This is a genomic window from Streptomyces filamentosus (genome assembly GCF_014654895.1).
Taxonomy (GTDB): Bacteria; Actinomycetota; Actinomycetes; order Streptomycetales; family Streptomycetaceae; genus Streptomyces; species Streptomyces filamentosus.
Genome location: NZ_BNBE01000002.1, coordinates 669010 through 694648 on the forward strand (window position 1 = coordinate 669010; position 25639 = coordinate 694648).

At 73.7% G+C, this 25639-nt stretch carries 23 protein-coding genes; 9 read left to right on the forward strand and 14 right to left on the reverse strand.

Features of this window, described 5'->3' with window-relative positions; all coding sequences use genetic code 11:
* Positions 1-220: 220 nt before the first annotated feature.
* The 3 genes from IE326_RS21945 (at position 221) to IE326_RS21955 (ending at position 3763) form a co-directional block, all read left to right on the forward strand.
* On the forward strand, positions 221-2560 hold the full coding sequence (locus IE326_RS21945; protein WP_190042719.1) for a glycosyl hydrolase family 18 protein: 2340 nt from the start codon (positions 221-223) through the stop codon (positions 2558-2560).
* Between the two features lie 223 nt (positions 2561-2783).
* Positions 2784-3125, forward strand: a complete 342-nt coding sequence (locus IE326_RS21950; protein WP_150226464.1) for a GNAT family N-acetyltransferase — start codon at positions 2784-2786, stop codon at positions 3123-3125.
* 65 nt (positions 3126-3190) lie between these two features.
* Complete coding sequence (locus IE326_RS21955) at positions 3191-3763, forward strand: antibiotic biosynthesis monooxygenase (protein ID WP_190042720.1); 573 nt, start codon at positions 3191-3193, stop codon at positions 3761-3763.
* A 12-nt stretch (positions 3764-3775) separates the two neighbouring features.
* Here the strand turns inward: IE326_RS21955 and IE326_RS21960 are convergent, their stop codons facing one another.
* The 3 genes from IE326_RS21960 to IE326_RS21970 all read right to left on the reverse strand — a co-directional run bounded on the left by IE326_RS21960 (position 3776) and on the right by IE326_RS21970 (position 6335).
* A complete protein-coding gene (locus IE326_RS21960) occupies positions 3776-4972 on the reverse strand; it encodes a serine hydrolase domain-containing protein (protein WP_190042721.1) in 1197 nt (398 codons plus the stop codon).
* A gap of 142 nt (positions 4973-5114) precedes the next feature.
* Positions 5115-5633, reverse strand: coding sequence for a hypothetical protein (locus tag IE326_RS21965; RefSeq protein WP_190042722.1), 519 nt, complete (start codon positions 5631-5633; stop codon positions 5115-5117).
* Between the two features lie 120 nt (positions 5634-5753).
* Entirely contained in the window at positions 5754-6335 is a 582-nt protein-coding gene (locus IE326_RS21970) for a DinB family protein (protein ID WP_150226468.1), read from the reverse strand.
* A 152-nt stretch (positions 6336-6487) separates the two neighbouring features.
* Here IE326_RS21970 and IE326_RS21975 point away from each other — a divergent pair, with 152 nt between their 5' ends.
* Positions 6488-7237, forward strand: a complete 750-nt coding sequence (locus IE326_RS21975; RefSeq protein ID WP_190042723.1) for a class I SAM-dependent methyltransferase — start codon at positions 6488-6490, stop codon at positions 7235-7237.
* 30 nt (positions 7238-7267) lie between these two features.
* Here the strand turns inward: IE326_RS21975 and IE326_RS21980 are convergent, their stop codons facing one another.
* The 10 genes from IE326_RS21980 to IE326_RS22025 form a co-directional block, all read right to left on the reverse strand.
* Entirely contained in the window at positions 7268-7720 is a 453-nt protein-coding gene (locus tag IE326_RS21980) for a 2-thiouracil desulfurase family protein (RefSeq protein WP_150226470.1), read from the reverse strand.
* 72 nt (positions 7721-7792) lie between these two features.
* Entirely contained in the window at positions 7793-9223 is a 1431-nt protein-coding gene (locus IE326_RS21985) for an amino acid permease (protein ID WP_150226471.1), read from the reverse strand.
* Positions 9224-9319: 96 nt separating this feature from the next.
* Positions 9320-11089 carry an LVIVD repeat-containing protein gene (locus tag IE326_RS41550; RefSeq protein ID WP_150226472.1) on the reverse strand — a complete coding sequence of 590 codons (1770 nt, stop codon included), beginning with the start codon at positions 11087-11089 and terminating at the stop codon, positions 9320-9322.
* A 64-nt stretch (positions 11090-11153) separates the two neighbouring features.
* Positions 11154-12398, reverse strand: a complete 1245-nt coding sequence (gene kynU, locus IE326_RS21995) for a kynureninase (protein ID WP_150226473.1) — start codon at positions 12396-12398, stop codon at positions 11154-11156.
* A 68-nt stretch (positions 12399-12466) separates the two neighbouring features.
* Positions 12467-13489 (reverse strand): amidohydrolase family protein, encoded by a 1023-nt coding sequence (locus tag IE326_RS22000; protein WP_190042724.1) that lies wholly within the window; start codon positions 13487-13489, stop codon positions 12467-12469.
* Positions 13486-14058 (reverse strand): 3-hydroxyanthranilate 3,4-dioxygenase, encoded by a 573-nt coding sequence (locus tag IE326_RS22005; protein ID WP_190042725.1) that lies wholly within the window; start codon positions 14056-14058, stop codon positions 13486-13488. Before IE326_RS22005 ends, IE326_RS22000 begins: the two co-directional genes overlap by 4 nt.
* Positions 14055-14474: a RidA family protein gene (locus tag IE326_RS22010; protein WP_190042726.1), complete on the reverse strand. Its 420-nt coding sequence runs from the start codon at positions 14472-14474 to the stop codon at positions 14055-14057. Before IE326_RS22010 ends, IE326_RS22005 begins: the two co-directional genes overlap by 4 nt.
* Positions 14471-15232, reverse strand: coding sequence for a 2-keto-4-pentenoate hydratase (locus IE326_RS22015; protein WP_150226477.1), 762 nt, complete (start codon positions 15230-15232; stop codon positions 14471-14473). Before IE326_RS22015 ends, IE326_RS22010 begins: the two co-directional genes overlap by 4 nt.
* A complete protein-coding gene (locus tag IE326_RS22020) occupies positions 15229-16071 on the reverse strand; it encodes a 2-keto-4-pentenoate hydratase (RefSeq protein ID WP_229915562.1) in 843 nt (280 codons plus the stop codon). The genes IE326_RS22015 and IE326_RS22020 overlap by 4 nt, the downstream gene beginning before the upstream one ends.
* A complete protein-coding gene (locus IE326_RS22025; protein ID WP_444545377.1) occupies positions 16068-17483 on the reverse strand; it encodes a 2-hydroxymuconic semialdehyde dehydrogenase in 1416 nt (471 codons plus the stop codon). Before IE326_RS22025 ends, IE326_RS22020 begins: the two co-directional genes overlap by 4 nt.
* A gap of 182 nt (positions 17484-17665) precedes the next feature.
* Between IE326_RS22025 and IE326_RS40885 the strand changes: the two genes are divergently transcribed.
* On the forward strand, positions 17666-18871 hold the full coding sequence (locus IE326_RS40885; RefSeq protein ID WP_229915563.1) for a LysR substrate-binding domain-containing protein: 1206 nt from the start codon (positions 17666-17668) through the stop codon (positions 18869-18871).
* Here IE326_RS40885 and IE326_RS22040 read toward each other — a convergent pair.
* Positions 18868-19923: a LacI family DNA-binding transcriptional regulator gene (locus IE326_RS22040; protein ID WP_190042728.1), complete on the reverse strand. Its 1056-nt coding sequence runs from the start codon at positions 19921-19923 to the stop codon at positions 18868-18870. The two genes, IE326_RS40885 and IE326_RS22040, sit on opposite strands and share 4 nt — an antisense overlap.
* A 227-nt stretch (positions 19924-20150) precedes the next feature.
* On the opposite strand from IE326_RS22040, the gene IE326_RS22045 reads away from it, so the two are divergent.
* The 4 genes from IE326_RS22045 to IE326_RS22060 are packed head-to-tail and all read left to right on the forward strand — an operon-like array spanning position 20151 to position 25625.
* Positions 20151-21458 (forward strand): ABC transporter substrate-binding protein, encoded by a 1308-nt coding sequence (locus IE326_RS22045; RefSeq protein WP_150226480.1) that lies wholly within the window; start codon positions 20151-20153, stop codon positions 21456-21458.
* Positions 21459-21475: 17 nt separating this feature from the next.
* Positions 21476-22423, forward strand: a complete 948-nt coding sequence (locus IE326_RS22050; RefSeq protein WP_150226481.1) for a carbohydrate ABC transporter permease — start codon at positions 21476-21478, stop codon at positions 22421-22423.
* On the forward strand, positions 22423-23241 hold the full coding sequence (locus IE326_RS22055; protein ID WP_150226482.1) for a carbohydrate ABC transporter permease: 819 nt from the start codon (positions 22423-22425) through the stop codon (positions 23239-23241). Before IE326_RS22050 ends, IE326_RS22055 begins: the two co-directional genes overlap by 1 nt.
* A complete protein-coding gene (locus IE326_RS22060) occupies positions 23238-25625 on the forward strand; it encodes a beta-xylosidase/alpha-l-arabinosidase (RefSeq protein ID WP_444545378.1) in 2388 nt (795 codons plus the stop codon). Before IE326_RS22055 ends, IE326_RS22060 begins: the two co-directional genes overlap by 4 nt.
* Positions 25626-25639 lie beyond the last annotated feature (14 nt).

The following is a 25639-nucleotide window of genomic DNA, read 5'->3' on the forward strand; positions in this document are numbered from 1 at the left end:
GGGCGCCGCTCCCCGGCGCATCCCCACAACCCCCTTGTGGTACAGACCTGTTGACGCATTGGTCCAGACCTTCTACGTTGTGGGGCGCCCCGCCCGAAGGCGGCACCCGGTCCGCACACCGGCGCCGCCGCACGCTCCGGCCCGCCTTCGTCCGGGCACCCGCAGGCGCACGCGCACGGTTCACCTCACCCTGTACCACCCCACGACCACAGGGAGAACCATGTTCCACAGGCGCAGAACACCTCCCGGAAGAAGAACGCTCCCCGGCACGGGGACGACGACCGCCCGGCGGCTGCGACAGCGGGCCGCCGTCCTCGGCGCCGCCCTCCTGCTGCCGCTCGCGGGGCTCACCGCCCTCGCCGCGCCCGCCCGGGCGGCCGGCACCCTGACCGCGTCCTTCACCACCCAGGACAACGGCTCCTGGTGGAAGGGGACGTACGTCGTCCGCAACACCGGCACGGCCCCGGTCAACGGCTGGACCCTGGAGTTCGACCTGCCGGCCGGAGTGACCGTCTCCGGCAACTACAACGGCGAGGTGACCGTCTCCGGCCGCCACGTCACCGTCAAGAACGCCTACTACAACGCCACGGTCCCGGCGGGCGGCAGCACCGAGCCGTACAGCTACTGGTTCACGGCGAGCGGCACCCCCGGCACCCCGGCCGGCTGCACGGTCAACGGCGACAAGTGCGACGGCAGCCCGGACGTCCCGCCGAGCGCCCCCGGGGCGCCGACGGCCGTCGCGGTCACCGCGCGCACGGTCACCCTGGGCTGGGCCGCCGCCGCCAGGGGCGACCACCCGGTGGCCGGCTACGAGGTCTTCGACGGGACGACCAGCGTCGCCGTGGCCACCGGCACCTCCGCGACCGTCACGGGTCTCGCGCCGGCCACGGAGCACACCTTCACCGTCCGGGCCAAGGACGTCCGCGGCAACACCGGCCCCGCGAGCGCCCCGCTGTCCCTCAGGACGGTGGACCCGGCGACCGACCCGACGCCGCCGACGGCACCGGGCAACCTCCGCTCCACCGGCAGGACCGCCTCCACCGTCGACCTGGCCTGGGACAGGTCCACCGACAACGTCGCCGTCGCCGCCTACGACGTCTACCGCGGCTCCACACCGGTCGCGTCCGTCGGCGCGAACACCCTGGCCACCACCGTGCGGGGGCTCTCCCCGGCCACCGCGTACTCCTTCACCGTCAAGGCCCGGGACACCGCCGACAACCCGTCGCCCGCCTCCGGCGCCCTGACCGTGACCACCGACGACGTGGCGGGCGCGGGCAAGCAGCTCAAGGTCGGGTACTACGCGCAGTGGGGCATCTACGGACGCCAGTACTTCGTGAAGAACCTCGACACCTCCGGCGCGGCGGCCAGGCTCGACGTCGTCAACTACTCGTTCGAGAACATCGACCCCGTGAACCTCACCTGCCAGGCGGGCGTCACCAAGGGCGTCACCGGCAACCCGCAGGACCCCGACGAGGGCACCGGCGCCGGTGACGCCGACGCCGACTACGCCCGCCCCATGTCCGCCGCCCAGTCGGTGGACGGCGTCGCGGACGACGGCTGGGGCAAACTGCGCGGCAACTTCAACCAGCTGAAGAAGCTGAAGGCCAAGTACCCCAAGCTGAAGGTCGTCGTGTCGCTCGGCGGCTGGACGTACTCGAAGTTCTTCTCGGACGCCGCCGCCACGCCGCAGTCCCGGGAGAAGTTCGTGAAGTCCTGCGTCGACGTGTGGATCAAGGGCGACCTCCCCGCGTACAACGGCGCGGGCGGACCGGGCACCGGGGCCGGCGTCTTCGACGGCATCGACATCGACTGGGAGTGGCCGGGCTCCGAGGGCCACCCGGGCAACCACTACGGCCCGCAGGACAAGAACAACCTCACCGCCCTGCTCGCGGAGTTCCGCAAGCAGCTCGACGCGCTCGGCGGCGAGCACCGGCTCCTCACCGCCTTCACCCCGGCCGATCCGGCGAAGATCGCGGCCGGCTGGGACCTCGGCCGCATCTTCGACTCCCTCGACTACGCCAACGTGCAGGGGTACGACTTCCACGGCGCGGGCAGCGACAACTCCTGGGAGCCGAACCGCGTCGGCCACTCCTCCAACCTCTTCACGGACGCCCAGGACCCGTACCCCTTCCACTTCAGCATCGAGAACGCCGTCCAGACCTACCTCGACGCCGGGGTGAACCCGCGCAAGATCACCGTGGGCTTCCCCTTCTACGGGCGCGGCTGGCAGGGCGTCGCCGACGGCGGCGTCGCCGGCGAGTGGCAGGGTGCGACCGGCGCCGCACCCGGCCAGTTCGACACCGAGGCCGGCGTCCGGGGCTACCAGAACCTGATCACCAGCTTCCCGAACATGGTCGTCCGCCACGACGAGCAGTCCGTGTCGACATACGGCTACACCGGACCCGGCGGCCAGTGGTGGTCCTTCGACGACACCTGGTCGATCGGCAGGAAGACCGCCTGGATCAAGTCGAAGGGCCTGCTGGGCGGCTTCGTCTGGGAGATGTCCGGCGACACTCCGAACGGCCTGCTGATGACCGCACTCGACAACGGACTGAAGTAGAAGGGGAGGGAGAGGACCCCGGCGCGGTGCGGGCGGGCGGCGGACCGCCCGCCCGCACCGTGCGCCCCCGTACCGCCCGCCCGTCGCACCACCGGCCCGTCGCGCCACCGGCCCTCGGCCCGCCGGGGCCGCCACGGCTTGCCGCCGGAGCGATCACCCTCCATAATGGTTGAACAGTCAACCAAACGGCGAGGGGCGACCCTCCCGCACCAGGAGGCCCCTCGTGAGCGAGCAGACCAGCACCCCCGTCGTCCGCCGCGTCGACGCCCGCCACCGCTACGAGATCCTCGTCGACGAGCAGCGCGCCGGCCTGACCGCGTACCGCGACCGCGAGGACCGGCGGGTCTTCTTCCACACCGAGGTCGACGACGCCTACGCGGGCCAGGGGCTCGCCTCGATCCTCGTCACCCAGGCCCTGGACGACGTCCGCGCCGCCGGCATGCGGATCGTCCCCGTCTGCCCGTACGTCGCCAAGTTCCTCAAGAAGCACGAGGAGTACGCCGACATCACCGACCCCGTCACCCCCGAGGTCCTCAGCTGGCTCGACGCCCAGCTCGGACGGTGACCCCGGGCGTCCGCGGGGACGCGTAGAGTGGGGCCGGGCGCGGCGAGACCACTGAGGCGTCCTCCGTGACCGTGACCGGCCTCGAACACACCACCGTCCCTGCCGACACCGGCGAGGTGACCCTCCTGATAGCCCGCCGGGTGGAACCCGATCACGAGGCCGCCTTCGAACGGTGGGCGAAGGGCATCCTCGACACGGCGGCCGGCTTCCCCGGCCACCTCGGACACGGCTTCTTCCGCTCCTCCGGCGGCGACGCGCCCTGGTTCCTCGTCCACCGCTTCCGGGACGCGGAGGCGTGCCGGACCTGGCAGGAGTCCCCCGAGCGGGCCGCCTGGTTCGCCGACTGCCGGGGCCACCACCACACCGAGATCGCGCGCCGGAAGCTGACCGGCATGGAGACCTGGTTCGCCCCGCCGGGCTCCCCCCGCCCCGCGCCGCCCCGCTGGAAGATGGCGATCAGCGCCACCCTGGCGATCTATCCGATCTCCGTCCTCGGCAACCTCTTCCTCCTCCCCCACCTCACCGCCCTCCCCCTCCTTCTCGGCAGCGCGGTCACGGCCTGCGTCTTCAACGTGCTGATGACCTACGTCACGATGCCCGCCGTCAGCAGGCTCCTGCGCCGCTGGCTCGCCCCCTGACGACGGCCGCGGTCAGGATCCGTAGCCCTCGTCCGCGTCCTCCAGGAGGGCGCAGACGAAGCGCTCCTCGGCCGCGCGCAGACGGGCGAGGAGCGCGGGGTCCAGGGGGACCTGGCTGGTGACGGAGACGGTAACGGTGCGGCGGCCGTCGGGGGTGGCGGCGGCGAACTGGGTGTACCCCGGAGTGTTGCCGGTGTGACCGAGGACCGTGCCGCAGCGGGTGGCGTAGCGGAAGAGCCCCAGGCCGGCCGCGTTCTCGCCGGGGCCGGCCGGCTGGGACTCGCCGGGGACGAAGCGGCGCTGGGCGTGCCGGGCGCGGGGGGACAGCAGCCCGGGGCCGGTGTAGCCGCCGACGAAGGCGCTCAGATCGGCCGGGGTGGAGACGATCCCGCCCGAGGCCCACGCGCCGGAGGCGCTGATCGCCTCGCTGACGTCCTCGGGCTCCTCCCCCGGGGCCGTGGCGTAGCCGTGGAGGTAGGGCGCCGGCAGCCGGAAGCCGGAGGGGAGTTCGGTCCGGCGGAGGTCGAGCGGACGGTACACCAGCTCCCGCAGGAGGTCCTCGTAGCGGCGTCCGGTGGCCTGCTCGGCCATGAGGGCGACGGCGATGTTGTCGGAGTTCGAGTAGGCGTAGCGGCTGCCGGGCGGGAAGGCGAGGCCCTCGCGGGCGACGAACTCCAGCAGGCGCCGGGAGACGAAACGGTGCCGCGGGTCGGCGCGGACGATCGCCTGGAAGCGCGCGCTGCGGCTGTAGTCCGGCAGGCCGCTGGTGTGCCCGAGCAACTGGCGCAGGGTCACGGCGTGCCAGGCCTTCGGGAGGTGCGGCAGCCTCCGGCCCAGGGTGTCGTCGAGGCCCAGCGCGCCCCGGTCCACCAGGCTCAGGGCCACGGCGCCGCTGAACGCCTTGGCGACGCTCGCGATCCGCATGCGGTCGTCGGCCCGGGGCGCGCGGCCGGTGCCGGTCTCGGCGGTGCCCGCGCGGTAGACGCGCGCCGCGCCGTCCCGGGTGAGGACGGCGATCGCGCCGGGCGGCCCGCCGGGAGCGGCGACCAGGTCAGCGAGGGCGCGCCGCAGCTCCCGCTCCGAGGTGCCGGAGCGCGGCGCGGGGTGTCCGTCGGCGGTGGCGTACGGGAGGGCGGGAGCGGTCAGCGCGGCGGCGAGGAGCAGGGCGGTGACGGCGGCCCGGCGCGGGCGCGGGGCGGTTCGGGGCATGCGGGACCTCCTGGACAGGCCGGCGGCCTGGTGCGCCGGCCCGTCCAGCTTCGGCGTACGGCTCCGGTCCGGGCGCGCGGTCCTGCGCCACCCGGCCGTGCGGAACCCCCCTGGGAGGGGTTCCGGTGTCCGCCGGCCGGGGTCAGGGGAAGTACAGGGCGGCCTTCTCCAGGACGTGTCCCGTGAACATGCCGCCCCAGGCGACCCCGCCCCGGTACATCGTGGTCCGCGTGACGCCGGGCCCGGTCTCGACCGTGAGGGGGCGGCCGATGAGCGTCGTGCCGAGGAGCAGGGCGTCCCGGGCGGCCCACCGCGCCGCCTCGGGGTGGACGCGGGCGCTGACCAGGGCCGGGAGCACCGTGGCGGCGTTGCGGGCACCGGGCAGGCCGCTGCGCAGGCCCTTGGCGTACTCCATGGCCCAGCCGGTGAACTCCCCCAGGAGGGCCGTGTCGACCTCGGGGACGGCGGCGGCGAGGACGAACAGTTCGGTCTTCGTCCCGAACCAGCGGGCCTTGCGGTCGGCGCGGCAGCCGACCACCACCCGGCGGTCCTTCCAGTGCGGCGAGGTCGTCGTGCAGCCGTCGGCCGCCAGCCGCGCCTGGAGCTTCGTGAGGTACGCCTCCGCCGCGCCGGCGGCCGGTTCGGTCAGATCCGGATTCATGCGGAGATCCTCCAACACCCTTGCCGCGCAAGGGAAGAGGAGCCGAGAGGACCTTCTCGCGAACGGCGCGGACCGAACGGCCTCCACGGCCGGACGGCTCCGCGCCCGGCGGCCGGCCGGTCAGCCGGCCGGGGCCTTCCAGGGCTCGAACCACGGGGCGGGCCACCGCTCGGCGGCGGCCAGCAGGGGGAAGAGGGTGGCGCCGTCGATGGTCTCGCGGATGATGTCGGCGTGACCGCCGTGCCGGGCCGTCTCCTCGATCAGGTGCAGCAGCACCCAGCGGACGGACCAGTTCTCCACGTCGGCGGGGAACCACGGCAGCCCGCGCGGGACGGGCACGGCCCGGCCGAGGTCGGCGATCCCGGCGATCACCTCGTCCGTCTCCCGGGCCGCCGCCGCGTACTGGTCGAGCACTCCCGCCAGCGTCTCCTCCTCCGTGAGCGCGAACTCGGCGGCGTCGCTCTCGTCCGCCGCCCGCTGCGGGCCGCGCTGCCGCTGGAGGACGAGGTCGATCCAGCCGGCCTCGCACCGCGCGGCGTGCTTGATCAGGCCGCCGATGCTCAGCTCACCGGCGGTGGGCGTCATCCTGGCCTGGGCGTCCGTCAGGCCGTGGGCGGTGGCGCGCAGGGTCTGGCGCTGCTGGGCGAGGTAGGCGAGGAGGCCGTCGCGTTCGTCGGCGACCGGCGGTACGTGTGCGGGCATGATCAGACCCTCTCTCCCGGGGAGAAGACGGGTCAATCCCCTGGTGAAAGAATTTTCAGTAACTTGCGCAAGTCCTGTGCGCCTCGGCATCCTCGTGGCCGGCCGCCCCCTCGCCCCCTCCCCCCTTCCGCATCGGCGGCTAGGCTGCGTCGATGGACCGGGGGGACGAACGACACGGACACGACACCCGCAACGACTACGACGGCTTCGCCGAGGCGTACGCGGCGGAGACCGAGCACGGCCTCGTGAACGCCTTCTACGAGCGGCCCGCGATGCTGGCCCTGGCCGGGGAGGTGACGGGCCGCCGGATCCTGGACGTCGGCTGCGGCGCGGGGCCGCTCTCCGCCGCGCTGCGCGACCGGGGCGCGGTCGTCACCGGGCTCGACGCCAGCGCCGCGATGCTGGCGCTGGCCAGGCGGCGGCTCGGCGGCGGGGCGGCCCTGCACCTGGCCGACCTGCGCGACCCGCTCCCCTTCGGGGACGGCGCCTTCGACGACGTGATCGCGTCACTGGTGCTGCACCACCTGGAGGACTGGGGGCCGACGCTGGCGGAGCTGCGGCGGGTGCTCGGGCCCGGCGGTCGGCTGATCGCCTCGGTGGACCACCCCTTCGTGGCGTACGCCTTCCAGGACCCCCGCCCCGACTACTTCTCGACCACCGACTACGTGTTCGACTGGACGTTCGGCGGGCACACCGCGCCGATGCGGTTCTGGCGCAAGTCCCTGGACGCCATGACCGGGGCCTTCGCCGCCGCCGGCTTCCGGCTCTCCCGCATCCACGAGCCGCGGCCCGACCCGGCCGCGCGCGAGCTGTTCCCCGAGGGTTTCGACGACCTGGCGACGAAGCCCTGTTTCCTCTTCTTCGTCGTCGAGGTGCCGGACGGGGCGGTCACCGGCGGCTGATCCCGTCGCTCCCCCGCCGGGGCGGGGGGATCACGCCCCGGGCGCGGGCCGGACGGGGATGCCGTGGCGTTCGAAGAGCGCGGCGGTCACTCCGTCGCCCGCCGCCGGCCGGCCGGTGAACGACCCGTCGTACACCGTGCCGCGTCCGCACGAGGGGCTGCGCGGCATCAGCAGGGCCTCCGTGCAGCCGCCGTGCCGGGCCGCCGCGAGGGCCCGGCGGGCTCCTTCGACGAACTCCGCCGTCACGTCGCGGCCCGTGTCCTCGACCACGCGGGCCGTGCCGTCGAGGACGTCGTGCCCGTCGCCGCCGACGAGCTCGGCGGGGCGCCTCGGGGTCTCCAGGCCGCCCGCCACCTCCGGGCAGAAGGGGACCACCGTACGGCCCGCGAGCGCCTCCTCGACCTCCGGGGACGCCTTGTGCCGTCCGTCGAACCGGCACGGCACCCCGCGCAGACACGCGCTCACGAAGACTGCTTCCTCCATCCCGCCAGGCTATCCGGGGCGCGCGGAGGGGCCGTGGCGCCCCCGCGCCACGGCCCCTCGTCCGGCGGACCGCTACGAGCGGCGGCGCCGGGCGGTCAGCGCGTAGCAGAGCAGGAGGGCGAGGGTGAAGGCGAGGCCGATGACGGCCGCCTGCCGCATGTCGGGCACCTTCACCGCCGTCGCGGCGACGGCGAGGACCCCGGCCGCCGCGAGGACCGCGAGCTTGTCGCCGCCCGGGACGCTGAAGCCGGTGAACTCCTCGGGGTGCGCGGTGCGGTGGCGGCGGAAGGCGACGTACGAGGCGAGGATCAGCAGCCACACCAGCAGGACGGCGAAGAGCGCGATCGACATCAGGATGCCGAAGAGCCCGCTGACGTCGTAGAAGGCGAGCAGGGCCGCCGCCGCGATGCCGAGGGTGGAGGCGGCGAGGGCGACCGCCGGGACGCCGCGCCCGCTGAGCCGGGCCATCGGCTTCGGGGCGAGGCCGTCACCGCCGAGCGAATGGAGCAGCCGGGAGGCGCCGTACAGGTGGGCGTTGGCGGCGGACATGGCGGCGATGAGGACGACCGCGTTGGTGACGGTCGCGGCGGCGGGCACGCCGATCTCGGTGAAGACGCGGACGAAGGGGCTCTGCTCGACGCTGCCGTCGCCGCCCGCCGTGCCGCGCCACGGGGTCAGGGCCAGGACGAGGGTGAGGGACAGCAGGTAGAAGAAGGCGAGGCGCCAGGCGAGCTGGCGCATGGCGGTGCGGATGGTGCGCTGCGGGTCGGCGGCCTCGGCGGCGGCGATGGCGACGACCTCGAAGCCGGCGTACGCGAACATCACCACGGACATGGCCAGCCAGATGGAGCCCGCGCCGTGCGGGAGGAAGCCGCCGTCGTCGGTGAGGTGGGCGAAGCCGGTCGCCTCGGTGTCCGGCAGGCCGTAGAGGACCAGCAGCGCCGCGCAGAGGATGAAGGCGCACAGCGCCACCACCTTGACGGTGGAGAGCCAGAACTCGGTGGTGCCGAAGGACTTCACGCTGATGACGTTGACCGCGAGGACGATCGCCGCGACGGCGAGGATGGCCGCGGCCATCGGCACGCCCGGCCACCACCAGCGGATGTAGAGCGCGGAGGCGACGACCTCGGTGCCGATGACGACGACGGCGCTGAACCAGTACAGCCAGCGGCTGAGGAAGCCGGCCCAGGGGCCGAGGTAGCGGTGGGCGACGGTGCCGAACGAGCCCTGGACGGGGTGGGCGGCGGACATCTCGCCGAGCAGGACGGCGATGACGGCCACCAGCACCGCCCCGATCACGTACGAGACGATGACGGCGGGCCCGGCGACGGATATCGCGGAGCCGGAGCCGAGGAAGAGGCCGGTGCCGAGCGCGGAGCCCAGCCCGATCATGGTGGTCTGCCGGTGGGTGAGGGAGCGGACCAGTCCCCCGCCCTCGGACGCCGGTCTGGCGCCGTCGGGGGCGGGCGGGGCGGGGGGCGCGGATTCGCCGGTCGCGGTCATGGCGGGGGACCCTTCTGCGGGAACGGGGCGGGGAGGGGAGGGGGAGGACGGCGGGAGGGACCGCCGGGAAGGCGGCGGGAAGGACCGCCGGAGGCGTCAGAACTCGCTGGTGCGGAACGGCTTCGCGGGCGCGTCGAGGTCGGGCTTGCCGAGGACCTTCGACGACAGGGCGTAGATGCCGTGGTTGGTCAGGGCCCAGGCGATGTTCCGGTCCCATTCCACGTAGACCCCGTGGGTCTGGTTGCCGTACGCGTACTCCGCCGTGTCCCGGCCGTACGCCTTCGGGACGAAGTACGCGGCGATCTCCGGGTCGGCGGGGTCGGAGACGTCGAAGAACTGCACGCCCGCGTTGTAGAAGCCGTAGCCGAGGAGTCCGGCGTCGTGCTTGCCGGGGTTGGTGTAGTAGCCGGTCCGCTTGGGGCCGAAGCTGCCGCGGCGCTGGCAGTAGTCGGTGAAGCCGGCCGTCCGCGGCGGGACCGGGCGGGGCAGGGTGCCGACCACGCGCGGCCGGGCGGGGTCGCGGACGTCGATCTGGTAGACGTCCTTGTACGGCTCGTAGCAGTCCTCGGTGAGGGGGTAGCCGGAGTAGTAGATCATCCCGGTCTTCTCGTACTGGGAGACGTCGATGTTGTCGCCCTCGGTGCCCGCGACCGACTCCGGCAGGTCCAGGTGGGCGACGGTCCGCAGGTCCGCGGGGTCGGAGACGTCGAGGACGGTCAGGCCGTAGCCGCCCATCGCGGCGAAGGCGTAGCGCCCGCCCTGCTCCACGGGCTTGGGGAGGAAGAGCGGCATCCGGGCGCCCATCCAGCTGGTGCGGTTGCCGCAGCGCGGGTTCTTCCGGTACGCCGCGTCCTCGCCGGTGCGCTGGCCCGGCAGGTGCCAGGTGTCGAGGAGCCTCGGGTGCGCGGGGTCGGACATGTCCCAGGACTGGTAGCCGGCCGAGTGCAGGTTGGTGGGGTACTCGGTGCCGGAGTAGGTGTCGTCGGGGGCGGTGGCGAGGAACATGTACTTCCCGCCGGTCCAGTGGGGCACGTCGATCGAGCCGGAGCCCTGCTGCGCCGTCGCCGGGTCGCTGCGCAGCGGGTCGGCCTGGGTGGCGTCGGTGGAGACCGTCGCGAGCAGCTTCCAGTCCTTCTTGCGCGGGCCGTCGAGGCGGTAGACCTTGAAGCCCTTCAGACCGGGCTTCTCCCTCAGCTTCCGGACGCCTTCGGGGTTGTTGTACTTGTCGAGCGGCGGGTGGTCGGAGAGTTCGGAGATCTGCCGCTTGCTCTCGAAGCTCTGGACCATGACGTACGCGCCGAGCTTCGCGCTCCACTGGACGGTGGAGGCGCCCCAGTAGTCGTGCGCCGCCCAGTCGCCGTTGGCGCGGGTCTCGTCGCCGCCGACGTCCTCGCGGCTCAGCTTCTCGACGACCTTCACCTTCTTCACGTCGGTGATGTCGTAGACGCGGCCCTCGGAGCGGTCGTACTGGAAGAGGTAGCGGCGGCCGTCGAAGTCGACGACGTTCTGCCAGGTGTGGAAGTAGTCGGGGGTGAAGTCGGCCCCCTCGTAGGCCGCTTCGACCTTCATGTTCTTGATGTACGAGCGGGTGTCGTACTCCGCTTCGCGGCCGGGGAAGGGGTGCTCGGACTCCTCGTCGACCGGGGTGAGGGAGGGGTGGCGGAACGTGCCGTCGAGCTGCGTGCCGTACGCGCCGGGGTCGGCCGGTCCGGGGCGGCGGTCGGCGCAGACGTCGACGACGTCCGGGTCGGGGGCCGCGGTGGCGGGGCCGGCGGCGCCGGAGGTTCCGGGGGCGAGCAGGGTGGCCGTGGCGGCGGCCGCGACGAGGGTGGCGAGCACCGCGTTCCTGCGGGTGGGACGACGCATCGGACGGTCCTTTCGGGGGCGGCTCGGGGGACTGCGCGGGGCGGTGGGGCGGTGGGGGCGGGGCTCAGGTGACGGTCGGGCGCCGCCGGAACTCGGCGGCCAGGTGGGCGCCCCGGGACGCGATGTCACGCAGTTCCGTCACGGCGCGCAGGACGTCGGCGTGCGTGACGTACAGGGCGTTGAAGCCGAAGCGCAGCAGGTCGGGGGCGCGCATGTCGCCGATCACGCCCCGGGCGGTGAGCGCGGCGACCAGCGGGTACGCCTCCGGGTGGCGCAGGGCGACCTGGCTGCCGCGGCGGGCGGGGTCGCGCGGGGTGACGGAGGTGAAGCCGAGGCCGTCGAGGAGGGTGTCGGCGCACTCCTGGAAGAAACCGGTGAGGGAGAGTCCCTTCTCCCTGACGGTCTTCGGGTCGACGCCGTCGAAGGCGGTGAGCGCGGCCTCCAGGGCGATCAGGGAGAGCAGCGCGGGGGTGCCGATCCGGGCCCGGGTGACGTCCTTCGCCGGGGTGTAGGTCCCGGCCATCGCGAAGGGCTCGGCGTGTCCGTGCCAGCCGGTGAGCGGGTGGTCGAACGCCGCCTGGTGGCGGTGGGCCACGTACGCGAACGCCGGGGCGCCCGGCCCTCCGGAGAGGTACTTGTAGCCGCAGCCGACCGCGAAGTCGGCTTCCACTGCGTCGAGTTCGACGGGGAGGGCGCCCGCCGCGTGGCACAGGTCCCAGTGCGCCAGGGCGCCGGCCCGGTGCGCGGCGGCGGTGAGCGCGGCCATGTCGTGGAGCTCGCCGGTGCGGTAGTCGACGGGGGCGTACGCGGCGACGGCGACGTTCCCGGCCTCGGCGGCGAGGACCTCGGCGGCGTCCCGGGCGGGCACCCGGCGGACGTCGAGGCCGAGGAGCCGGCCGACGGAGTCGGCGATGTACTGGTCGGTGGGGAAGTGGTCCGGGTCGGTGAGGAGCAGCCGGCGGCCGGGGCGCGCGCGGGCGGCGGCGAGCAGGGTGTTGAAGAGCTGGACGCTGGTGGAGTCGCCGGCGACGACCTGGCCGGGGGCCGCCCCGATCAGCCGGCCGATGGCGTCGCCGGTGCGGACCGGTGCCTCCCACCAGCCGTTGGCGTTCCAGGAGCGGATCAGGTCGGTGCCCCACTGGCGGTGGACGGCGTCCTCGACGGCGGCGGGGACGGCGGCGGGCAGGGCTCCGAGGGAGTTGCCGTCGAGGTAGACGACCCCTTCGGGGAGGAGGAAGCGGCCCCGGACGGCGGCGAGCGGATCGGCGGCGTCCAGGGCGGCGGCGCGGGCGGCGAGGCCGTCGGGCATGCGGGGTCCTCGGTGGTGGTCGGGAAGGTGGGGGTCGGGAAGGCGGAGGTCGGGAAGGGCGGGGGGCTTCACCGGGCGGCCTTCTGGGGCGACCGGGTCAGGCCGAAGAAGCGGACGGCGTTGCCGCCGAGGACGGCGTCCCGTTCCTCGGGGGTGAGGTCGCTCTCGCGCACCAGCCGGCCGATGGACTCCTCGCCGAGCGGGAAGGGGTGGTCCGAGCCGAGCAGCACCCGCTCCGCGCCCATCACGTCCACCAGGAGCCGCAGCGCCTTCGGGTCGAAGACGGCGGAGTCGACGGAGAAGCGGTCGGTGTAGGAGGAGGGCGGGTGCGGGCTGTCGGCGCGGACGATGTCCCGGCGGTGCCAGGCGTTGTCGGCGCGGCCCAGCAGGTACGGGAAGCTGCCGCCGCCGTGCGCGAACAGCAGGCGCAGCGAGGCGGGGAGCCGTTCGAAGGCGCCGGAGAGGATCAGCGACAGGATCGTCAGGTGGGTCTCGCCCGCCATGCCGGCCAGCCAGGCCAGCATGTAGCGGGCGTGGCGCGGTCCGGACGGCAGGTCCCAGGGGTGGACGAGGACGGCCGCATCCTCCTCGGCGCAGTGGGCGAGGAATTCGAGGAGCGCGCCGTCGTCGAGGTCCCGGTCGCCGAGGTGGTTGCCGATGTGGACGCCGTGGAAGCCCTGCCGCACGGCCTCGCTGACCGCCTCGCAGGCGGCCTCGGTGTCCTGGAGCGGCACCTGGCAGAGGGGGGCGAGCCGGCCGGGGGCGTGCGCGGCGTACCGCAGGATGTGGTCGTTGACGGTCCGGCACCAGTCGGCGGCCCTGGCCGTCTCCAGTCCGTAGCCGAAGAGCAGCGGGGTGCTGGACAGCACCTGGACGTCGACGCCGAGCCGGTCCAGGTCGGCGACGCGGGCGGCCGGGTCCCACAGGGTGCGGCGGACCGGTCGGTACTCGGCGGTCCCTGCCATCATCATCCCGGCGTCGGGGCCGTCGGTGGTGCGCAGCCAGGGGGCGTCGTCGGAGCCGGTGATCCGGCGGGCCTCGGCGCGGCCGATCTCGGGGAAGACGTGCGCGTGGACGTCGACGACGGTCATGCGCCGGCCGCCTCGTCGCGGCGGGTGCGCGGGCGCAGTTCCCCGGGCCAGTCCCGGCCCGGGTGGAGGGCGCCGCAGTGTCCGCAGGTGCGGGCGGTCTCGTCGGCGTAGAAGGCGCCGAAGACCGGCGGCAGGTCGTCGACGATGGAGGTGAGCTGGACCTCGCTGCGGTGGACCAGGTGGTGGCACTCCACGCAGTACCACTCGAAGGCGTCGCGGTGGCCCTGGGGGCGGGCGAACTCGACGACGAGGCCGATGCTGTCCTCCTCCGGCCGCTGCGGGGAGTGCCGCAGGTGGGCGGGGGCGAGGAAGACGTCGCCCTCGCGGATGTGGAGGTCGCGCGGCGGGCGGCCCTCCTCCTCCATGACGCGGAGCACCATGTCGCCCTTGAGCTGGTAGAAGAACTCCTCGATGGGGTCGTCGTGGAAGTCGGTGCGGCGGTTGGGGCCGCCGACGACCGTCACCATCAGGTCGGCGTCCTGCCAGATCTGCACGTTGCCGACCGGCGGCCTGAGCAGGTGGCGGTGCTCCTCGATCCACGCCTGGAGGTTGAACGGTCTCAGGTTCATCGGTGCGTGTCCTTGTCCTGCGGGAGGTGGGCCACCGCGCTGATCTCGATCAGCAGGTGGGGGTGGGGGAGCTGGTGGACGGCGACGGTGGTGCGGGTCGGGCCGGTCTCGTCGAAGTACTCGGCGTAGACCTCGTTGTAGCCGCCGAAGTCGTTCATGGAGACCAGGTACGCGGTCACCGACACGAGGTCGTCGAGGCCGCCGCCGGCGGCGGCCAGGATGCCCGCGATGTTGTCGAGGACGGCCCGGGTCTGGGCCCGGACGTCGAGGTCGGTCACGCCCATGGGGTCGGCGGCCGCCCCGGCGAAGGTGCCGTCGGGGCGGCGCGAGCTGGTGCCGGAGACGAAGACGAGGTCGCCCGCGCGCCTCAGGTGCGGGAAGCGGCCGCGCGGCGGGGCCGCGCCGGGGACGATCACGCCGCCTCCCCGGTGGTGAGGCGGACGGCGCCGAGGCGCGCGACCACGGCCCGCACGTGCGTGCCGGGCGGCAGGGGTACGGCGGCGGTCGCCGCGCCGGCGAGGAGCACCGTCCCGGCGGGGAGCGGTCCGGCGAGCCGGGCCGCGGCGGCGAGGGCGCGCAGCGGGTCGCCGAGGATCGCGGCGGTGGAGCCGGTCTCGGCGGTGCGGCCGTCGAGTTCCAGGAGCACGCCCAGGTTGGCGAGGGCGCGGAGGCCGCCGAGGGCGGCGGGCGCGGTCCAGGGGCCCAGGGCGTAGCCGGCGGCGGAGGTGTTGTCGGCGATCACCTCGGGGAGCGAGAAGCGGAAGCCGTCGTAGCGGGAGTCGATGACCTCCAGGGCGGGGGCGACGGCGGCGACCGCGGCGGCGGGGTCGCCGCCGGGGGCGAGTTCCGCGCCGAGGAGGAAGGCCACCTCGGGTTCGATCCGGGGGTGGATGAGCCCGGAGACGTCGTACCGTCCGCCGTCGGGGATCTCCATCCGGTCGGTGAGCCGGCCGTGGATCAGGTCGGCCACGCCCATCTGCCGCATCTTGGCGAGGCTGGTGAAGCCGAGTTTGACGCCGGTGGGCCGTTCGCCGCGGGCGAGCCGCCGGGCGACGAGCGCCTCCTGCACGGCGTACGCCTCCGCGGTGCCGGTGAGGCCGCTGCCGCCGCCGGGCAGCGGGCGGGCTTCGCGGGCGGCCGTGTCGAGGGCCTCGGCGAGCGCGGTCGGGTTCATCGGGGGTCTCCTTCCGCCGTCTCGGTGGTGCGTCCGAAGGCGGCGCGCACCGAACCGAGTCCGTCGACGCGGGCTTCCAGCACGTCGCCGGGCGCGACGTCGGTGAGCGGGCCGAGCGCCCCGGTGAGCAGGACGTCCCCGGCGCGCGGCGGCCGGCCGAGCCGGACGAGGGCGTCGGCCAGCCGCGCGGCGGCGTGCAGCGGGTGGCCGTGGCGGGCGGCGGCGCCCGTGCCGGTGGAGACGGGCTCGCCCCGGCGTTCCAGGACCGTGCCGGCGGTCCGCAGGTCGAGGTCGCGCAGGAGCACGGGCCGGGTGCCGAGGACGTAGGCGCCGCCGGAGGCGTTGTCGGCGACGGTGTCGACGGCGGTGACGTCCCAGTCGCGGATCCGGCTGCCGGCCACCTCGACGGCGGGCAGCGCGAAGGCCGTCGCCCGGATCACGTCGGCCACGGTGTGCCGCTCGTGGCCGAGGTCGTGTTCCAGTACCAGGGCCACCCCGGCCCCCGCCCTCGGCTGGAGGACCGTCCCCCAGGGGATCTCGTCGCCGTCGAGGACGGCGGTGTCGTCCAGGAGCGCCCCGAAGCCGAGTGCGTCGATGCCGGGTGTTCGGGGGCTGGGTGTTCCGGGGCCGGGCGGGGCCGGGGCGGTCTTCCAGCCGGTGATCCGGCGGCCGGCGGCGAGGCGGCGGCCGGTCAGGAGGGAGCGGACGGCGTGGGCGGCGGCCAGGTCGCCGGGCGGCAGGAGGTCCCGTACCGGCGGGCAGGGCACCCCGGTGCGGTGCGCCCGGTCGAGGCGTTCGGCGGCGGCCTCCACCGCGGGGGTGTTCGGATGCTCGGTCACAGTTTCACGCACACGTTCATGGGTTCGGAGAAGAAGTCCAGGGAGTGGTCGCCGCCCTCGCGTCCGATGCCGGACGCCTTGACCCCGCCGAAGGGGGTGCGCAGGTCGCGCAGGTTCCAGGTGTTGACCCAGGCGACGCCGACGTCGAGGGCGGGGGCGACCCGGTGGGCGCGGCGGACGTCGCCGGTCCACACGGTGGCGGCGAGGCCGTACGGGCTCGCGTTGGCGAGGGCGAGGGCCTCCTCCTCGGTGTCGAAGGGGGCGAGGTGGACGACCGGGCCGAAGATCTCGTCACGGACGGCCGGGTGGTCCTCGGGCAGTCCGGCGAGGACGGTGGGCTCGATCCAGAAGCCGCCGTCGCGGTCGTCGCCGAAGCGGGGGGTGCCGCCGCCGGCCAGCACCTCGCCGTCGGCGGCGGCCCGTTCGAGGTGGCCCCGGACCTTGTCGCGGTGGGCGGCGGAGATCATCGGCCCGTAGCCGGCGAGTTCCTTCGCCCCGGCGGCGAGCGCGGTGGCGAAGGCGTCGAACACCGGCCGCTCCACGTACACGCGCTCGGTGCAGAGGCAGACCTGGCCGCTGTGGGTGAAGGAGGAGCGGAGGGTGCCCGCCACCGCCTCGTCCAGGTCGGCGTCGGCGAAGACGAGTCCGGCGTTCTTGCCGCCCAGTTCGAAGGAGACCGGGGCGAGGCGGGCCGCCGCCGCCCGCATGATCGTCGAGCCGGTGCGGGACTCGCCGGTGAAGGCGACGGCGTCCACGCCGGGGTGTTCGGTCAGCCACTGGCCGGCCGCGTCGGCGCCCCGGCCGTGCACGAGGTTGAAGACGCCCGCCGGGACCTCCGCCTCGGCCATCACCTCGGCCAGCAGGCAGGCGGTGCCGGGGGTGAGTTCGGAGGGCTTGGCGACGACGGTGTTGCCGGTGGCCAGGGCGGGCGCGACCTTCCAGGTGAGGAGGAGCAGCGGGAGGTTCCACGGCGAGATCACGGCGACGACGCCGAGCGGCTTGTGGACGGTGTAGTTCAGCGCGCCGCGCCCGTCGGGGGTCGGGGTGTGCCAGGACCGCTCGCTCCGGCCGGCGAGGAGGTCCGCGTAGGCGCGGAAGTTGGCGACCGCGCGCGGGACGTCGACCGTCGAGGCGAGCGCGCGGGGCTTGCCGGTGTCGGCGCACTCGGCGGCGACGAACTCCTCGGAGCGGCGCTCGATGCCGTCCGCGATCCGGTGCAGCAGCCGCGACCGCTCCGCCGGGCTCCACGCGGCCCACGGCCCGCGCAGCGCCTCGCGGGCCGCGCCCACCGCCCGGTCGACCAGCTCCCGGGGCGCCTCCGGCACGTCGCCGGCGGTGCGCCCGGTGACCGGGTCGACGAGCGGGAACGGCACGCCGGACGCGTCGAACCCGCCTCCTACGTAATGCCGCACGGGTGAACTCACCTTGCAGACCTCCATTGCCGGGCCCGGGACTGTCCGAAACTCGTCCCCGGGGCGTGCCGGTATAGTGCGCCCGCCCAGCTATGCCGATCCAATGCCGATCGGTGCGTGACCCATAGCGATTCCGGTATGGCACTGCTGGTACGGCGATCCCGATCCGAGGAGCCCCCGCGATGGACCTGCTGGACGGCCGGCTGAAGTTCCGGCACCTGACCCTGCTGATCGCGGTATATGAGTGCGGGAGCGTCGTCCGGGCGGCCGAGTCGCTCCACCTCACCCAGCCCGCCGCGACCCGGACCCTGCGGGAGCTGGAGGCCGTCGCGGAGCTGCCGCTCTTCGTCCGGGTCCCGCGCGGGATGCGTCCCACCGTGTACGGGGAGGCGCTCGTCGGCCACGCCCGCGCGGTGGTCGCCGAGGTCCGGCGGGCCGAGGAGCACCTCACCGGGCTGCGGCAGGGCCGGGAAGGCACGGTGACCGTGGGCACCCTGCTGGCCGGGGCGAACGTGCTGCTGCCCCGGGCGGTGGCCCGGCTCAAGCGGGAGCGGCCCCGTCTCACGGTCGTGGTCCGCGAGGGCACCCCCGACGTCCTCCATCCCGCACTGCTCGGCGGCGAACTCGACGTGATCGTCGGCCGGATGGGGACCGCGCCCGGCGAGGGCGAGGGCGAGAAGGTGCGGCAGCGGACGCTCTACCGCGAGCCCATCCGGCTCGCGGTCCGCGCCGGGCACCCGCTGCTCACCGGGGGCGGGCGCGACGGGGCCTCTCCGGCGGACGGCGAAGGGCCGGGCGGGGGCAAGGGCGGCGAAGGGTCCGAGGGGAGCGGGCCCGACGGGATACCGCCGACGGACGGCGAAGGGCCCGGGGAGAGCGGGCCCGGCGGGATCGCACCGACGGACGGCGAAGGGGCCGGGGGAAGCAGGCCCGACCGGATCGCACCGACGGACGGCGAAGGGGCCGGGGGAAGCGATCGTGGCGGGATCTCGCTGACGGACGCCCTCGCCCATCCGTGGATCCTGCCGGTCGAGCAGACCGCCCTCCGCCAGGAGCTCGGCGCCCTCTTCGTCGAGCGGGGGCTCTCGCTGCCCGCCGACCGGGTCGAGTGCACGTCGATCCTGACGATGCGGGCGCTGCTGCTCCAGACCGACATGGTGGCGCTGCTGCCGGAGCTGGTGCTGCGGGACGACGAGCAGCTCGCCGCGCTTCCGGTCGAACTGCCCTCCGTGGGGCGCACGGTGGGCGTCACCGAGGCCGCCCACCGCACCCGTACCCCCGCCCTCGAAGCGCTCCTCCACCACCTCGACGAGGAGGCGTCCCTGCTCCGCGCGAGCCTGGGCGGCGGGCGGGAGAAGGGCGTCTCCGAAAGTCTTTCGGAGCGTTAGCCGACCGGGGCGGGCGGCTCCGCGGGGGCCTGCGGACCGGCCGGCGGCGGGGCCGTGCTGTTCCTGACGACGAGGCTGGTCGCGAGCTCCAGGCGGGTCACCGCGGGCTCCCCGGACCGCAGGCGCAGCAGCATCTGCACGGCCTCCTCGCCCATCTGGCGGAGCGGCTGGTGGACGGTGGTGAGGGCGGGGCTCGACCAGCGGGCGGGCATCACGTCGTCGTACCCGACCACGGACAGGTCCTCGGGGACGCGCAGTCCGCAGACGCGGGCCGCCTCCAGGACGCCGAGCGCCTGGAGGTCGCTGCCGGCGAAGATCGCGGTGGGGCGGTCCGGCAGGCGCAGCAGTTCCAGGGCGCGCGCGTATCCGCCGTCGACGTGGAAGTCGCCGAAGCGGACGAGGCCGGGGTCGGCTTCGAGGCCGGCCATGTTCAGGGCCGAGCGGTAGCCGTCGAGACGGGCGAGCGAGCAGAGGACGTCCTCGGGGCCCGTGATGATGGCGATGCGGCGGTGGCCGAGGTCGACGAGGTGGCGGGTGGCGGCGACGCCGCCGGCCCAGTTGGCCGAGCCCACGGAGGGCACGTCGGGTTCGGGGTCGCCCGCCGGGTCGATGATCACGAAGGGGATCGAGCGGGCGGCGAGCCGCTGTTTGACGGCGTCGGGGAGCGAGGAGAAGACGAGGACGACGCCGATCGGGCGGCGCTGGAGGACGCCCTCGATCCAGTCGGCCGCCGGGGCGTGCCGGGTGCCGCTCTCGGTCAGCACGACGCTCGCCCGACGGGTCTTGGCGAGGTTCTCCACGCCCCGGATCAGCTCCATGGACCAGACGCTGTCGAGTTCGTGGAAGACGAGCTCGATGAGCGGCGCCTCGCGGGCGGCGCGGGTGGTCCGCCGGTAGGAGTGCGCCTCCAGGAGGGCCTCGACCCTTTCGCGGGTGCCCGGCGAGACGTCCTGGCGGCCGTTGAGGACCTTCGAAACTGTCGAGAGCGACACCCCGGCCTGCTGCGCCACCTCCGCCAGCGTGATCCGCCGGCCCTCCTCGTCATCTCGCATCCGAGCAGCATAGAGCAGCCTCTTCCCCACGCCCCCGCCTCTCCTTCCGCCCTCCGGAGATCGCGTTCTCCGCCCTGCGGGGACCACGCTCTCCGCCCGCCGGGGATCACGCTTCGGTAACGCACGACCGGGGGGTTGACCGTCTCGCCGACCGAAGCCTAGCGTCCCGACTCGTCAAGTTTCGATGACTTCACCGAAACATTTTCGAAAAAATGAAGGGCGAGGCGATGATCCGACACTCCCAGCTCCTGAGAACGGTCGCCGCCGGCGGAGCGTCGCTGGTCCTGACCCTGTCCCTCGCCGCCTGCGGCGGCTCCGCCGACTCCGCCGACGGCGACTCGGGCACCATCCACGTCCTGGTCTACGGCGACGCCACCAACAAGGTCGAGAAGAAACTGGTCGACACCTTCAACAAGACCTCCAAGGTCAAGGCGGTCCTCGACACCATCCCCGGCGCCGACTACCAGTCGAAGCTGCAGACGATCATCAGCGGCAAGCAGGCGCCGGACGTGTTCTTCAACTGGGGCGGCGGAAGCATCAAGCCCTATGTCGACGCCGGCCTGCTGATGCCGCTCGACGACTTCATCGCGAAGGACCCCCGGCTCGAGTCCGACTTCCTGCCGTCGGTCTTCAACACCGCGGTCGTCGACGGCAAGCCGTACGGCGTGCCCATGCGCGGCACCCAGCCCGTCCTGCTCTTCAGCAACAAGAAGGTGCTGAACGACGCGGGCGTCACCGCCCCGCGCACCTGGGACGAGCTCCTGACCGCGGTGAAGACCCTCAAGGCCAAGGGCATCACCCCGATCGCCCTGGGCGGCGGCGACAAGTGGCCGACCCAGATGTGGTTCCAGTACCTCTACGACCGGGTCGCCGGTCCCGAGCTCTTCGAGCAGGCCGTCAAGGGCGACAAGAACGCCTGGGCGAGCGCCGACAGCAAGAAGGCGCTCGGCAGGCTCAAGGAGCTGATCGACGCGGGGGCCTTCGGCACCAACTACGACTCGGTGAAGTTCACCGACGGCGGCTCGCCCGCCCTGCTCGCCACCGGCAAGGCCGCCTTCGAGCTCATGGGCTCCTGGGAGTACTCCACCCTCCAGGACGCCTACCCCGACTTCGTGAAGAGCGACCTGGGCTACGGCGCCTTCCCGGCCGTCGAGGGCGGCAAGGGCGACCCCGCCAACGTCGCCGGCAACACCAACAACTTCTACTCCGTCCTCAAGAACACCAAGCACCCCGAGGCCGTCGCGGAGTTCCTGAAGCTCATGTACTCCGACGAGTTCGTCCAGGCCCAGCTCTCCGTCGGCAACCTGCCGACCACCGCCAACACCCCGAAGTTCCTCGACAAGGCCGCCAACCCGGAGTACTCGAAGTACCAGTACGACCTGGTGAAGAAGGCCCCCTCCTTCCAGCTCTCCTGGGACCAGGCGTTCCCCCCGGCCGCCACCACCACGATCCACCAGGCCGTCCAGCAGTTCTTCAACGGACAGATGGACACCGACGCCTTCATCGCCGCCATGCAGAGCCTGCCCGCGGCCTGACCACCGGAACGCCTGACATGACCACTGCCACAGCACCCGCCGTGGACAGCGAGGAGACGACCCGGAACCGGAGGCGGCCCGCCCGCCCCGGGACCGGAGCGGGCCGCCCGGGCTTCGCCTGGGCGGCGCCCGCCGCCGTCTTCTTCGGCCTGTTCGCCCTCGTCCCGCTCCTCCTGGTCGTCGTGCTCTCCTTCACCCGCTGGAACGGCCTCGGCTCCCCCGAGTTCGCCGGCCTGGAGAACTGGAACAAGCTGCTCGACGACCCCGTCATGGTGAAGAGCCTCTGGCTGAGCCTCGTCCTCACCGTCCTCGGCGTCCTCGTCCAGACCCCCCTCAGCATCCTGCTCGGCGTCTGGGCCGCCGGCCACCAGCGCAACCGGGCCGTCCTCTCCGCGATCTACTTCGTCCCGCTGCTGCTCTCCATCACCGCCGTGTCCGTCCTGTGGCGGGCCCTCCTCGATCCCAACTTCGGCATCCCCTCCCAGGCCACGTGGCTGTTCGGCGACGGCAACCTCTTCGGCGTGCAGACCAGCGCCCTCGGCGTCCTCGTCCTCGTCAGCACCTGGCAGTTCACGCCCCTCCACACCCTGCTCTACCAGGGCGCCACCCGGGCCATCCCCCAGGTCCTCTACCAAGCGGCCCAGATCGACGGCGCCGGCCGGGTGCGGCAGTTCTTCCACATCACCCTGCCGCAGCTCCGCAACACCGTCGTGACCTCGACGATCCTCATGGTCGTCGGCGGCCTGACCACCTTCGACACCGTGCTGATCCTCACCCAGGGCGGACCGGGCACCGACACCACGAACAGCGCCTACTACATGTACCAGAAGGCGTTCAAGAGCTTCGACTTCGGCATGGCCTCCGCCATCGCCCTGCTGCTCGTCCTCGTCGCCAGCCTCGTCTCCCTGGTCATGGTCCGCCTGAGCGGCTACGACAAGATGCGCAGCACCATGGAGGGCGTGTGATGAGAAGGCGCCCCAACCACCTCGCCGGATTCGGCTCGCTGGTGTGGCTGTTCGTCGTCGGCCTGCCGCTGTACGTCATGCTGGTCGCCACCTTCCAGACCCGGGCGGACTACGCCGCGAACGGGCCCCTCGGGCTCCCGGAGAACCTCACGCTCGACAACTACATCAACGACCTGAACGACGGCTTCGCGCAGTACTTCCTCAACACCGTCGTCGTCACCGTCGCCGTGGTCGGCCTCGTGCTGCTCCTCGTGCCGCCGCTCGCGTACGCCATCGTCCGCAGCGACGGCAAGGCCACCGGGAGGGTCTTCCGGCTCTTCCTGCTCGGACTGGCCATCCCCTCCCAGGCCGTGATCGTCCCGATGTTCTACCTCATCAACGAGGCCGGGCTCTACGACAACCTGATCGGCGTCATCCTGCCGACCGCCGCCTTCGCCATGCCGGTCTGCGTCCTGATCCTCACCGGCGTCATGCGCGACATCACGCCCGAGCTGTACGAGGCGATGACCGTCGACGGCGCCTCCACCTGGCGGATCTTCCGCCAGCTGGTGCTGCCGCTGTCCAAGGGCGGCCTCTCGACCGTCGTCGTCTTCTCCTCCCTCCAGGCGTGGAACGGCTTCCTGTTCCCCCTCGTGCTCACCCAGTCCTCGGAGAACAAGGTCATCACCATGGGCCTGTACGACTTCCAGACCGAGCACGGCGTCGACATCCCGGGCCTGCTCGCGGCCGTCGTCCTCTCCATGCTCCCCGTCCTGCTCGTCTATCTGTTCGCCCGTCGTGCCCTGGTCCAGGGGCTGATGGGAGTCGGAGGAAAGTGACCGACCACGTGGCCCCGCTGCCCCCCTCCCCGCTCCCCCGCTGGCGCGACACCGCGTTGGACCCCGGGAGCCGCGCCGACGCGCTGCTCCGCGAGATGACGCTCCGGGAGAAGATCGCCCAACTCTTCGGCGTCTGGGTCGGCGCCTCCGACGAGGGCGCCGAAGTCGCCCCGCACCAGCACGACATGGAGGAGGCCGTCGACCTCGACGCCCTGCTCCCCGACGGCCTCGGCCAGCTGACCCGCCCCTTCGGCACGGTCCCCGTCGACCCGGCCCTCGGCGCACTGTCCCTGATGCGCACCCAGGCGAGGATCGCCGCCGCGAACCGCTTCGGCATCCCCGCCGTGGCCCACGAGGAGTGCCTCGCGGGCTTCGCCGCCTGGGGCGCCACCGCCTACCCGGTCCCCCTGTCCTGGGGCGCGACCTTCGACCCGGAGCTGATCCGGGAGATGGCCCGCGCCATCGGCCGCGACATGCGCGCGGTCGGCGTCCACCAGGGTCTCGCGCCGGTCCTCGACGTCGTGCGCGACGCCCGGTGGGGCCGCGTCGAGGAGACCATCGGCGAGGACCCGTACCTCGTCGGCACCGTCGCCACCGCCTATGTGCGGGGCCTGGAGTCCGCCGGGATCGTCGCCACCCTCAAGCACTTCGCGGGCTACTCCGCCTCCCGGGCGGGCCGCAACCTGGCCCCGGTCGGCATGGGCCGCCGGGAGCTCGCCGACGTGATCCTGCCGCCGTTCGAGATGGCCGTCCGGGAGAGCGGGGTCCGGTCGGTGATGCACGCCTACACCGACACCGACGGCATCCCGTCCGCCGCCGACGACGCCCTCCTCACCGGGCTGCTCCGCGACACCTGGGGCTTCGCCGGCACGGTCGTCGCCGACTACTTCGGCATCGCGTTCCTGAAGACCCTGCACGGGGTCGCCGGGACCTTCGGCGAGGCCGCCGCGACCGCCCTCGCCGCCGGCGTGGACGTCGAGCTGCCCACGGTGAAGACCTTCGGCGCGCCCCTCCTCGACGCCGTCGAGAAGGGCGCCGTGCCCGAGGAGCTCGTGGACCGCGCGGTGCGCCGGGTCCTCGTCCAGAAGGCGGAGCTCGGCCTGCTCGACCCCGACTGGAGTCCCGTGCCCGCCGTCCTGGAGGGCGTGGACACCACGGCCGCCGCCGAGGCGCTGCGCGGCACGGTCACCCTGGACCCGGACCGCAACCGCGCGCTGGCGGCGCGCGTCGCCGAACGGGCCGTCGTCCTCCTGCGCAACGACGGCGTCCTGCCGCTCGACGCGGCCCCCCGCCGGATCGCGCTGATCGGCCCCACCGCCGAGGCCCCCACCGCCGTCCTCGGCTGCTACTCCTTCCCCGTCCACGTCGGCGGCCAGCACCCGGACGTCGCCCCCGGCATCGAGCTGCCCACCCTCCACGAGGCGCTCCGGGCGGAGTTCCCCGCCGCCGGCATCACCGTGGCGGCCGGCACGGGCATCGACGACGCGGCGACCGACGGCTTCGCCGAGGCCCTGGCGCTCGCCCGCGGCGCCGACCTCGTCGTCGCCGCGCTCGGCGACCGCGCCGGGCTCTTCGGCCGCGGCACCAGCGGCGAGGGCTGCGACGCCGGGTCCCTCGTCCTGCCCGGCGCCCAGCAGCAGCTCCTCGACGCCCTCCTCGACACCGGCACCCCGGTCGTCGCCGTGCTGCTCTCCGGCCGGCCGTACGCCCTGGGCCGCGCGGCCGACGAGGCGGCGGCCGTCGTGCAGTCCTTCTTCCCCGGCGAGGCCGGTACCGGCGCCATCGCCTCGGTCCTCAGCGGCCGGACCGAGCCGAGCGGCCGCCTCCCCGTCAGCGTGCCCCGGCACCCCGGCGCCCAGCCGTCCACCTATCTGGCCGCCCGCCTCGGCCACGCCGGCGAGGTCTCCAGCATCGACCCCACGCCCGCCTTCGGCTTCGGCCACGGCCTGACCTACACGAGCTTCGCCTGGTCCGGCCTCGCCGTGGAGTCCCCCACGGCCCCCACGGACGGCACCTTCCACCTGTCCCTCACCGTCCGCAACACCGGGGCCCGCCCCGGCACCGAAGTCGTCCAGCTGTACCTGCACGACCCGGTCGCCTCCGTCGTCCAGCCCCTCCAGCGCCTCATCGGCTACGCGCGCCTGGACCTGGCCCCCGGGGAAGAACGCCGCCTGCACGTCACCGTCCCCGCCGACCTGGCCTCCTTCACCGGCCGCGACGGCCTCCGCACGGTGGAACCCGGCGCCCTGGAACTGCGCCTCGGCCCCTCCAGCACCACCCCCCTCCTGACCGCCCACGTCACCCTCACCGGCCCGCCCCGCCCCGTCGACCACCACCGCCGCCTCCACCCGGAGTTCACGCTCGATCCGGCCCCCACGCCCTGACGACGCGCCGCCCC

Coding starts and splice junctions, on each gene's coding strand:
- IE326_RS21945 (WP_190042719.1), top strand. CDS start 221: ATGTTCCACAGGCGCAGAACACCTCCCGGAAGAAGAACGCTCCCCGGC.
- IE326_RS21960 (WP_190042721.1), bottom strand. CDS start 4,972: ATGCCCCGAACCGCCCCGCGCCCGCGCCGGGCCGCCGTCACCGCCCTG.
- IE326_RS21965 (WP_190042722.1), bottom strand. CDS start 5,633: ATGAATCCGGATCTGACCGAACCGGCCGCCGGCGCGGCGGAGGCGTAC.
- IE326_RS21970 (WP_150226468.1), bottom strand. CDS start 6,335: ATGCCCGCACACGTACCGCCGGTCGCCGACGAACGCGACGGCCTCCTC.
- IE326_RS21975 (WP_190042723.1), top strand. CDS start 6,488: ATGGACCGGGGGGACGAACGACACGGACACGACACCCGCAACGACTAC.
- IE326_RS21980 (WP_150226470.1), bottom strand. CDS start 7,720: ATGGAGGAAGCAGTCTTCGTGAGCGCGTGTCTGCGCGGGGTGCCGTGC.
- IE326_RS21985 (WP_150226471.1), bottom strand. CDS start 9,223: ATGACCGCGACCGGCGAATCCGCGCCCCCCGCCCCGCCCGCCCCCGAC.
- IE326_RS41550 (WP_150226472.1), bottom strand. CDS start 11,089: ATGCGTCGTCCCACCCGCAGGAACGCGGTGCTCGCCACCCTCGTCGCG.
- kynU (WP_150226473.1), bottom strand. CDS start 12,398: ATGCCCGACGGCCTCGCCGCCCGCGCCGCCGCCCTGGACGCCGCCGAT.
- IE326_RS22000 (WP_190042724.1), bottom strand. CDS start 13,489: ATGACCGTCGTCGACGTCCACGCGCACGTCTTCCCCGAGATCGGCCGC.
- IE326_RS22005 (WP_190042725.1), bottom strand. CDS start 14,058: ATGAACCTGAGACCGTTCAACCTCCAGGCGTGGATCGAGGAGCACCGC.
- IE326_RS22015 (WP_150226477.1), bottom strand. CDS start 15,232: ATGAACCCGACCGCGCTCGCCGAGGCCCTCGACACGGCCGCCCGCGAA.
- IE326_RS40885 (WP_229915563.1), top strand. CDS start 17,666: ATGGACCTGCTGGACGGCCGGCTGAAGTTCCGGCACCTGACCCTGCTG.
- IE326_RS22040 (WP_190042728.1), bottom strand. CDS start 19,923: ATGCGAGATGACGAGGAGGGCCGGCGGATCACGCTGGCGGAGGTGGCG.
- IE326_RS22045 (WP_150226480.1), top strand. CDS start 20,151: ATGATCCGACACTCCCAGCTCCTGAGAACGGTCGCCGCCGGCGGAGCG.
- IE326_RS22050 (WP_150226481.1), top strand. CDS start 21,476: ATGACCACTGCCACAGCACCCGCCGTGGACAGCGAGGAGACGACCCGG.
- IE326_RS22055 (WP_150226482.1), top strand. CDS start 22,423: ATGAGAAGGCGCCCCAACCACCTCGCCGGATTCGGCTCGCTGGTGTGG.